Here is an 8,821-nt window from a genome sequence, read left to right on the forward strand (position 1 = left end):
TCAGGCCGCTATTGGCGAGGGGTTTTTGGAGGTGCCCAGGTGGTGAAGGCTTGCGCCGGGGCCGAGGCCAGCGCCATGTAGATCATCTGGGCGGTCGCGGTCTTTTCATCGCCCATCATCTGGTTGACCAGCCGCATTGCGCCGAGGAACACCGCCGCAAAGGTGCTGGCGTGCAGCACCTGCAGCGGCCACAGCAGGAGTTCCGGCGGCAGGAAGGCCATCGCCGTCCAGCGGATGATGCAGGCGATGGCGCCCACCAGGATCAGCGTTTCGCTGGCAAAGCGGCTCGACCAGTTGCCGAGGAACATCAGGAAGATCACCTCCACGGCGACGCCGACCGACCAGAGATTGCCGGCCACCGCCTGGCTGATCGCCTGGTCCTTGGTCCAGATCAGCACGCCAAAGCCGTAGAAATAGCCATGGGTGGCCTGGAGGATGCCAGCGGCAAAGATCAGCATGGCAAAACGGCGGTTCTTCAAGAGCCCCACACCCTCCATCAGGCGGCTGACGAAGCCGGCCTCCTCATTGCCCTCCACCGGCTCCTTCGGCATCACGATGGCCGCGCCGATCAGGGCGATCGACACGCCCAGCAGCCAGGCCCAGATCGCCCACGGGCCAAAGCCGCCAACCAGCGCGCCCACGCTGGACGATCCGACGATGAACGCCGCCGAAGCCAGCCCGCGCGCCACGCCATAGGGCGGCAGGCCCTGCTTGGTCAGCCGGATCAGCGCCGCCTCCACCGCCGGCAACAGGCCCCAGAAGCCCACATCCATCAGCAGGATGATGGCAAACACCGGCCAGAAGCCCTGCACGAACCACAGCGCGGCAAATCCAGCCGTGAGCAGGAATGAAAACAGGAACAGGGGCGCGCGCTTGTCGCTTTGCCCCGCCGCCCAGGCCGCCGTCAGCGGGCCGGCCACGATGCGCGACAGGCCGCCGATGGTCAGCACCGTGCTGATCTGCACGCCGGTGAAGCCCTGGGTGGCATCCAGCCAGGTCGGCAGATGCGGGATCAGCGCCCCGAACCCGGCGAAAAACAGGCACGACAACAAGGTCGCGCGCACGCCATTGGAGGAAAGGGATTGCGGGGATGATTCGGGAGCTGAGTCGGACATGGCCGTTTGATGGCAGGCTGCAACCAACCTGTCATCTGTGGGGCGTGACATTCCCGGCGCCGGCGGCCTAGGATGCGCCAAACATCCACTGGGGAGACGACGCCATGGCCCTGCCAGCCCTTTTCGACCTCACCGGGCAGACCGCCCTGATCACCGGTTCCAGCCGCGGCATCGGCAAGGCGATTGCCCACCGCATGGCCGAACATGGCGCCAATGTCGTCATTTCCAGCCGCAAGTCCGATGCCTGCGAGGCGGCGCGGGACGAGATCAACGCCGCTGTCGGCCGTGAGGCCGCGATCAGCCTGCCGGCCAACATCGCATCGAAGGAGAGCCTGCAGGCGCTCGTCGATGCCACCATCGCCAAATGGGGCCAGATCGACCACCTGGTCTGCAACGCCGCGTCCAACCCCTATTATGGCCCGCAGGCCGGCATTTCGGATGAAGCCTTCACCAAGATCCTGCAGAACAACATCGTGTCAAACCACTGGCTGATCTCGATGGTGGCGCCGGCCATGCGCGCCCGCAAGGATGGCACCATCACCATCATCAGCAGCATCGGCGGCCTGCGCGGCTCCACCATCATCGGCGCCTATTGCATTTCGAAGGCTGCCGACATGCAGCTGACCCGCAACCTCGCCTGCGAATATGGCGCCGACAATGTGCGGGTGAACTGCATTGCGCCCGGCCTGATCAAGACCGATTTTGCGAAAGCGTTGTGGGATGATCCCGAAACCCTGAAGCGCTCCACCGCCACCGCGCCGCTGAAGCGCATCGGCGTGCCCGATGAAATCGCCGGCATGGCGGTGTTCCTGGCCGGCAAGGCCGGCGCCTTCACCACGGGCCAGAATTTCGTGATCGATGGCGGCGTGACGGTTGCCTGATCGGGCTCAGCGCCGGTCGTAGTAAATCTGCCCCATCAGGCCGAATAGGCGGATGGCATCAGGCGGGGTCGGATTGTTGTTGAACTCGCGATAGAGCGTGTCGACATTCACCGCGATCCGCTCGGCATCCTTCCAGCTGGCGTAGCGCCCCAGGCCGATGTCGCGCGCCGCCGCTTCGGCCGACAGGCCCGCAGCGTGTCGGGCGCGGGCTTCGTCGCGGATGTAGGCCAGATAGTCCGCCACCTCACGCACCCCGGCCTTGTCGGTCAGCGGGCCGTGGCCGGGCACGATCACGTCCACATCCATAGCAATGATGCGCTCGCAGGCGGCGATCCAGTTCAACACCGGCCCGGCCCACATGATCGGCGTGCCCTCGATGAACAATATGTCGCCGGTGAACACCGCCCGGCCCTGCGGCACATGCACCAGCACGTCGCCGGCCGTGTGCGCCGGCCCCACCTCGATCAGCTCGGCCGCCTTGCTGCCAACAATCAGATGGTCGTGCCCGCAGAAGGTCCGGGTCGGCGGCCGCTCCTCCACGCCGGCAAAATCGAACGGGGCAAACACCTCGGCGAAATAGGTGCCGGCGATGCCCAGTTGCCCTGCCGCGCTCGCCGCCTTCAGCTGGGCCAGCAGCTTGGGCGAAAACGCCTCCATCTCCCGGGCCGAGGCTTCGGAGGCGATGATTTCCGCCCCGTGCAGCAGATGATTGCCGTGCGTGTGATCGCCATTGGCATGGGTGTTGACCACCTGGCCGATGGTGGACGCGCCAAAGCCCGTGGCACGCTCCATGCCGGCCAGCATTTCGGCCGTCAGCGCCGTGTCAAACAATGTGTCCACCAAGGCGGCGGCGCCATCGCCGGGGCGGCCATCCACGATCAGCCCGGCGTTTGACCAGCCCCAGCCCCCGTCGGGCTGCAGCCAGGCAAACAGCCCGTCGCCGATTTCCTGCAAGCCCTTGCTGTAACCCGGCATCGGCGTCCCCCTTTTGCTGACAGCTCTTGTGCCAATATTGGACCCGATACTGAACCTTGTCGGCCGCGCCGTCACCCCATCTTGCGCAGCGGCACCATGCCACCCTGCCGCTTTGCCGAGTCGGGCTCAATTCAGCTTCCGGATGGGCAGAATTTAAGCTATGGAAGCGCCTTGCATGCGGTGATGTATTTCGATAATACACCCCGCAGAGGACCCATGACCATGAACGCCCACAATGCCCCCCCGTCCCCCGCCAGTGCGGAGGTGTTTCCCTTCACGCCGGGAGCCGAGCCGGTGGCCGAGGCGCCTGCCCGCCGCCGCTGGCTGAAGCCCGCGCTGATTGCGCTTGCGGTTGGCCTGGCGGGCGTGGCCGGCTGGAAGGCCTTTGCCCCTGCGGGCAAGCCGCCGGCCGCCGCCGCCGCCAGCAATCTGCCCGAGGTGACGGTGATCGTGCCGGGCAGCACCATGATGGCCGATACCGTGGTGGCGCCGGGCAGCATTGCGGCGCGCCGCGATGCCGCCGTGGGCGTGCAGGGTGAAGGCGGCCGGGTGGTGCGGGTGCTGGTGGAACCGGGCCAGCGCGTCGCCGCCGGCCAGGTGCTGGCCCAGATCGACCGCCAGGTGCAGACCCAGGAAATCGCCCAGCTTTCCGCCAGCGTGCGCCAGGCCGAGGCCGAGGCCCGGCTGGCGGAAGCCAATCTGGCCCGCGCCGAATCGCTGGTGGCCAAGGGCTTCATCAGCCGCGCCGACATTGATCAGCGCACCGCCACGCGGGATGGGGCCGTCGCCCGGGTGGGCGTAGCACGGGCCCAACTGGCGGCCGCCCGCGAACGCGCCGAGCGGCTGGACGTGCGCAGCCCGGCGGCCGGCCTGATCCTGGCCCGCAACATCGAGGCTGGCCAGGTGGTCGGCCCCGGCAATGGTGGCCTTTTCCGCCTGGCCGAAGGCGGCATGCTGGAAATGCGCGCCCAGGTGGCCGAACAGGATCTGGCCCGGCTGCAGCCCGGCCGCACCGCCGTGGTGACTCCGGTGGGCAGCAGCGAGCGCTATCAGGGCAAGGTGTGGCTGATCGATCCGCTGATCGATCCGGCCAACCGCCAGGGCATTGTGCGCATCCAGCTGGATTATGCGCCGGGCCTGCGCGTGGGCGCCTTTGCCCGCGCCCGTATCGATGCCGGCCAGGCCAGCCGGCCGCTGTTGCCGCAATCGGCGGTGTTGGCCGATGCCCAGGGCAATTTCGTCATGGTGGTGGGCAAGGATGATCGGGTGGAACGCCGCGCGATTGAGGTTGGCACCATCGGCGACAATGGCGTTGGCATTGCCAATGGCCTGAACGGCACGGAACGGGTGGTGGCGAGCGCCGGCGCCTTCCTGAAGCCGGGTGACAAGATCAAGCCCGTCATGGCCGCTGCGGCCACGCGTTGAGGCAGAACCGATGCGCAATATTTCCGCCTGGTCCATCAAGAACCCGGTTCCGCCGCTGGTGCTGTTCACCCTGCTGATGCTGGCGGGCGTGCTGTCGTTCATGGCAATGGACGTGAACAACCAGCCCGATGTGGAGTTCCCCGGCGCGCAGGTGGTGGTGGCCCAACCGGGCGCCGCGCCGGCCGAGCTGGAAAACCAGGTGACCCAGCGGGTCGAGGCGGCGGTGCGCAACATCACCGGCGTCGAAGAGGTCAACAGCTTCGTTTCCGAAGGCAACAGCCGCACGATGGTCCAGTTTGCCATCGGCACGCCGATTGACCGCGCTGTGAATGATGTGCGCGATGCGGTGTCGAACATCCGTTCCGACCTGCCGCAGGGGATCCTGCAGCCGCAGGTCAACCGGCTGGACATCGCGGGCGGCCCGATCGCCTATTTCTCGGTCGAATCCACCGCGATGACGCTGGAAGAGTTGAGCTGGTTCGTTGACAACACCGTTGCCAAGCGGCTGCTCGGCATTCCCGGCATGGCCCAGGTGCGCCGTTCGGGCGGCGTGAGCCGCGAGATCCGGGTCGTGCTCGATCCCGATCGCATGCAGGCCTATGGCGTGACCGCCAGCCAGGTGAACAACCAGCTGCGCCAGGTGAACCTGAACGCCGCCGGTGGCCGCGCCGAAATTGCCGGTGCCGAACAATCGGTGCGCGTGATCGGCAATGCCAACACCGCCGTCAGCCTGGCCGACACCCAGATCAACCTGGGCCTTGGCCGCAGCATCCGGTTGGGCGACATCGCCGATGTGCGCGATGGCTATGCCGAACAACGCAGCGTGTCCAAGCTGGATGGCCGCCAGGTGCTGAGCTTCTCCATGTCCAAGGCCAAGGGCGCCTCGGACCTGACCGTCTATGATGCGGCGGTGAAGGAGATCGAGAAGATCAAGCAGCAATATCCCAAGGTGAAGATGCGGCTGATCTTCACCACGGCCGAATATACGAGGCTGCAGTTCAAGGGCGCCATCGAAGCGATGATTGAAGGCGCCTTCCTGGCCGTGCTGGTGGTGCTGTGGTTCCTGCGCGACTGGCGCGCGACCATCATCTCGGCACTGGCGATCCCGCTGTCGGCCATCCCCACCTTCTGGTTCCTCGATGCCTGGCTGGGCTTCAGCCTGAACCAGCTGTCGCTGCTGGCATTGAGCCTGGTGGCCGGCGTGCTGGTGGATGATGCCATCGTGGAGATCGAGAATATCGTGCGCCACATGCGCATGGGCAAATCGGCCTGGCAGGCATCGATGGACGCCGCCGACGAAATCGGCCTCGCCGTGGTCGCGACCACCATGTCGATCGTGGCGGTGTTCCTGCCGGTGGCGCTGATGCCCGGCATTTCCGGCCAGTTCTTCAAGAATTTCGGCGCCACGGTTGCCGTTTCGGTGCTGATCAGCCTGGCCGTGGCCCGCCTGATCACGCCGATGCTGGCGGCCTATTTCCTGAAGAGCCATGGCCATGCCGAACATGGCACCGGCAAGTGGTTTGATCGCTACATGTCCGTGCTGGGCTGGGCGCTGACCAACCGGTTCAAGACCGTGTTCGGCATCGGCGGGGTGGCCCTGGGCCTCACCGTGGCGCTGTTCCTGCTGCTGCCCAATACCTTCCAGCCCGATGTTGACAACAGCGACAGCCAGGTGACCATCGCACTGCCGCCCGGCGTGACGCTGGCGCAGACCGAAGCGGTGGTTGATCAGGCGGTGAAGGTGCTGGAATCCTCGCCGGAACTGGCGATGGCCTTTGCCGATGTCGATGTCGGCAACGGCAACATCTATCTCACGCTCAAGGAAGACCGGTCGATGCACCGCATCGATTGGGAACGCGCCATGGCGCCCAAGCTGGCGGCGATCCCCGATGCCCGCATCGGCTTTGCTTCCCAGCAGGATGGCCCGCCGGGCGGCCGCCCGATCGGCATCACCCTCACCGGCAATGATCCCGATCTGCTGGATCGCACCGCGCTGAAGGTGGTGGAGGAAATGCGCGCCATGCCGGAACTGCGCCAGGCCCGCATCGATGGCGGCCTGCAGCGCCCGGAGATCACCATCAAGCCGCGGCTGGATCTGGCTGCCGAGCTGGGGGTGACGACGGCGGCCCTGTCGGAAACCATCCGTATCGCCACGCTGGGTGACATTGATCAGAATGTCGCCAAGTTCAGCGTGGCCGATCGGCAGATCCCGATCCGCGTGGCCTTGGCCGAATCCGCGCGGCGCAACCTTTCGACCATTGAAAACCTGCCGGTGCCCACCGCGCGCGGCGGCACCGTGCCGCTGAAGGTGGTGGCCGATATCAGCTTTGGCGCCGGGGCAACCGAAATCCGCCGCTTCAACCAGCAGCGCCGCGTGCTGATCGGCGCCGATCTCGCCCCCGGCCTGCTGTCGGGCGATGTGCAGGCCAAGGTTGATCAGCTGCCCAGCCTGAAGGCGCTGCCGCCCGGCGTCGAAAAGGTCCAGCTGGGCATGCAGAAGTGGATGGGCGAACTGGTGCAGAACTTCATCCTGGCCGTGCTTGCTGGCGTGGTGATGGTGTTCGCGGTGCTGGTGCTGCTCTACAAGCGGGTGCTGCCGCCGTTCGTCAACATGATGTCACTGCTGCTGGCGCCGCTGGGTGGTCTGTTCGCCATCTGGATCACCGGCAACGCCATTTCGATGCCGGTGTTCATCGGCCTGCTGATGCTGTTCGGCATTGTCGCCAAGAACTCGATCCTGCTGGTCGACATGGCGATCGAGGAGATGGGCAAGGGCGTGCCCAAGCGCGAAGCCATCCTGGAAGCCGGCCACAAGCGCGTGCAGCCGATCATCATGACCACGGTCGCCATGGTCGCCGGCATGATGCCGGTGGCGCTGGCCCTGGGCGGTGATGGCAGCTGGCGCGCACCGATGGGCATCGTGGTGATCGGCGGCCTGATCGTGTCGACCGCCCTCACCCTCATCATCGTGCCGGCCGGTTTCTCCATTGCGGTCTCGGTCGAGGAATGGCTGGCCCCGCGCATGAAGCGCTGGTTCACCAACAACGAAGGGACTGCTAAGGTCGGCTCAGCCACCCCTGCGGAGTGACGCCGTTCTGATCAGCCTGTTGCCGGAATCGCCGTTTCACCGGATGCGCCTGATCGCCACGCTGCTGCTGGCAGCGATGGCCCTGATCTTCTGTGCCTGCCTGATGTGGCCCAAGGCGCATCCGGCGGTGCCCTGGTTGATGGCGTTCAGCGAAGCGGCGATGGTCGGCGGCCTGGCGGACTGGTTTGCCGTCACCGCGCTGTTCCGCCGCCCGCTGGGCCTGCCCATTCCCCACACCGCCATCATCCCCGAACAAAAGGACCGGCTGGGCGACACGCTGGCCCAGTTCCTGAAAGACAATTTCCTGAAGCCCCAGGTGGTGGCCCGGCGGCTGGAAGACGCGGACCTGGCCGGGGTGCTGGGCCGCTGGCTGGCCAAGCCGGTGCCAGACACGCCGGCCCCCAATCGCAAGCGCGGCCTCGCGCCGCTGGTGGCCCGGCTGGTGGAGGCGCTGGACGAACCGGCGATCGCCCGGCTGGTGGAGGATGTGGCCCGCGGCCGGCTGGAAGAGATGAAATTGTCGCCGCTGGTCGCCGATGCCATCGACACGATGGTGGCCAAGGGCCGCCACGAGCCGCTGATCGATACCGGCATCGACTGGGGCCTCGCCACGTTGACCGAAGAAGCCCCCACCATCCGCGACATGGTGACGGAACGCACCAACTGGCTGCTGCGGCTGGCGGGTGCGGATGAATCCATGTCCAACACGATGATCGGCGCCGTGCAGCGACTGCTGGTGGAAATGAAGCAGGACCAATATCACCCGGTGCGGCTGCGCATCGTGGAAGCGCTGCGGCAATGGGCCTTTGATCTGCGCCACTTCCCCGAAACCCAGGAGCGGGTGGAGGGCTTCAAGGCCGATCTGATGGCCAATCCCGCCATGGCCGGCTGGGTGAATGGCTTGTGGACCAGCGCCCGCGCCGCGCTGGTGCGCGGGTTGAACGATCCCGAAGGCAACCGGTTGGGCAGCGCGCTCGCCGCCGTCGGCCAGCGCATCGAAGGCGACGAGGCGCTGAAGCGCAGCCTCAACACCGCCCTGCGCCGCGCGGTGGTTGGCCTGTCGCACGATCATGGCGATGCCATTGTCAGCCTGGTCTCGCAAACCGTGCGTGGTTGGGATGCGCAGACGGTCACCGAAAAGGTTGAGGAAGCGGTGGGCCGCGACCTGCAGTTCATCCGCATCAACGGCACGCTGATCGGCGGCTGCATCGGTGTCGTCATCTATGCCAGCGCCCGTTTCGTGCTGCTGCCGCACTGAGGAGGCCCATGCTTGATCGTCAGCCCCGGCTTGCCCACCTGTCAATGGACACCCAGTGTTACGAGCTAACGCGACACCC

At 66.3% G+C, this 8,821-nt stretch carries 6 protein-coding genes; 4 read left to right on the forward strand and 2 right to left on the reverse strand.

From position 1 onward, the window contains the following. Positions 1 to 8: 8 nt before the first annotated feature. Positions 9 to 1,115, reverse strand: coding sequence for an MFS transporter (locus tag CHU93_RS00415; protein WP_165768535.1), 1,107 nt, complete (start codon positions 1,113 to 1,115; stop codon positions 9 to 11). A 104-nt stretch (positions 1,116 to 1,219) separates the two neighbouring features. Here CHU93_RS00415 and CHU93_RS00420 point away from each other — a divergent pair, with 104 nt between their 5' ends. Then, a complete protein-coding gene (locus CHU93_RS00420) occupies positions 1,220 to 1,996 on the forward strand; it encodes an SDR family NAD(P)-dependent oxidoreductase (RefSeq protein WP_094472257.1) in 777 nt (258 codons plus the stop codon). Positions 1,997 to 2,002: 6 nt separating this feature from the next. Here CHU93_RS00420 and CHU93_RS00425 read toward each other — a convergent pair whose 3' ends face one another. Further along, positions 2,003 to 2,971, reverse strand: coding sequence for an MBL fold metallo-hydrolase (locus CHU93_RS00425; protein WP_094472258.1), 969 nt, complete (start codon positions 2,969 to 2,971; stop codon positions 2,003 to 2,005). A 216-nt stretch (positions 2,972 to 3,187) separates the two neighbouring features. On the opposite strand from CHU93_RS00425, the gene CHU93_RS00430 reads away from it, so the two are divergent. The 3 genes from CHU93_RS00430 to CHU93_RS00440 are packed head-to-tail and all read left to right on the forward strand — an operon-like array spanning position 3,188 to position 8,742. Beyond that, on the forward strand, positions 3,188 to 4,396 hold the full coding sequence (locus CHU93_RS00430) for an efflux RND transporter periplasmic adaptor subunit (RefSeq protein WP_094472259.1): 1,209 nt from the start codon (positions 3,188 to 3,190) through the stop codon (positions 4,394 to 4,396). 10 nt (positions 4,397 to 4,406) lie between these two features. Continuing rightward, positions 4,407 to 7,484: an efflux RND transporter permease subunit gene (locus tag CHU93_RS00435; protein ID WP_094472260.1), complete on the forward strand. Its 3,078-nt coding sequence runs from the start codon at positions 4,407 to 4,409 to the stop codon at positions 7,482 to 7,484. Positions 7,485 to 7,527: 43 nt separating this feature from the next. After that, a complete protein-coding gene (locus CHU93_RS00440) occupies positions 7,528 to 8,742 on the forward strand; it encodes a DUF445 domain-containing protein (RefSeq protein WP_094472261.1) in 1,215 nt (404 codons plus the stop codon). The last annotated feature ends 79 nt before the right edge of the window (positions 8,743 to 8,821 follow it).

This window comes from Sandarakinorhabdus cyanobacteriorum, from assembly GCF_002251755.1.
GTDB classification, from domain to species: domain Bacteria; phylum Pseudomonadota; class Alphaproteobacteria; order Sphingomonadales; family Sphingomonadaceae; genus Sandarakinorhabdus; species Sandarakinorhabdus cyanobacteriorum.